Source organism: Vibrio sp. M260121 (assembly GCF_036533715.1).
Lineage (GTDB): Bacteria > Pseudomonadota > Gammaproteobacteria > Enterobacterales > Vibrionaceae > Vibrio.
The window spans coordinates 1-1,291 of sequence record NZ_JATABF010000103.1 but is presented as its reverse complement, the minus strand read 5'-3'; the positions used below and the strand labels follow the sequence as shown (position 1 = coordinate 1,291).

The following is a 1,291-nucleotide window of genomic DNA, read 5'->3' as shown; positions in this document are numbered from 1 at the left end:
TGACCCATCCTAAATAAGGTTGACACTTCCCAACCAGAAAATTGGAGAGTGTTATGAAATCAATAACTAGACGAACTCAATGCGATTATTCCCTCGCTTTTAAATTGGATGTTGTTGACCAAGTTGAAAGAGGCGAACTGACTTATAAACAAGCTCAAGAGAAATACGGCATACAAGGTTGTTCTACAGTATTAGTGTGGCTCCGAAAACACGGTCGACTTGATTGGTCTAGGGGCACTCCTCGATTCTTGAAAAAAGGGTTGCCTATGTCTGAACTCAATTCACCACCTACTCCAGAGCAACGTATCAAAGAGCTGGAAAAGCAGCTCGAAGATACCAAGCTAAGAGCCGACTTCTTTGAAGAAGTGGTCAAAGTTATGGAACGAGACTACGGTGTTCGAGTCGTAAAAAAGCACAAAGGTGCGTCGTCCAAGAGCAAAGCATAGCGCTGCTTACCGTGACTAAATTTTGCAAAATCGTAAATATCACTAGGCAAGCCTATTACAAGCAATGCTCCACTGAAGCTCGTAAGTTGCGGCGTGATGAGGTACTTCTGAGTTTTGTTCGTAAGATTCGTATCAAACAAGCTCGCATAGGAGCTAGAAAGCTGAAGCATCTGATGGAACAGGCAGGAATGACTGTTGGCAGGGACTATCTTTTTTCACTGCTTAAACATCATCGCCTCCTGGTGAAAACCAAGCGTGCTTACCACCGAACAACAGATAGCCACCATCGGTTTTACTGCCACCCAAATCGAATAAAGGATGGTTTTAAACCAAAGAGGCCAGAAGAGTTGTGGGTCGCTGATATTACCTATCTTCCTACTCATGAAGGGAATAGTTATGTCAGCCTGATAACCGATGCGTATTCTAGGAAAATCGTCGGTTACAGTGTGGATGACAACATGCAGACGAGCGCTGTAAAACAAGCTTTTATAAGCGCTTTGCGAAAACGTCGAAGTAAAGGAAGCTTAATCCATCATTCAGATAGAGGTTCCCAGTACTGCTCAAAGGAATACCAAGACTTACATGCTAAGCACAAGGTAGTGTGTTCAATGACGGATGGGTATGACTGTTACCAGAATGCGTTGGCAGAGAGAGTAAATGGCATTTTGAAAATGGAATACCTCTTGCGAAAGCCTAAAGATATAGTTCAGGCGAGAAAAATGGTCGCAGAGTCTGTAGAAATCTATAATCAGATGAGGCCTCATACAGCGCTAAAATACAAAACGCCCGATGAAGTACATCGAGCGTTTTAACTAAAAAGTGTCAACCCATATCAGGACGGGTCA

1 protein-coding gene is annotated in these 1,291 nt (G+C 43.2%); it reads left to right on the top strand.

What is annotated here, in order from left to right:
- The first annotated feature begins 53 nt into the window (after positions 1 to 53).
- Positions 54 to 1,258 (top strand): IS3 family transposase gene (locus QTO06_RS25260; RefSeq protein WP_443088838.1). Its coding sequence is split into 2 segments (ribosomal slippage): positions 54 to 423 and positions 423 to 1,258, totalling 1,206 coding nucleotides; the frame shifts between segments, so codons are not numbered across the junction.
- Positions 1,259 to 1,291 lie beyond the last annotated feature (33 nt).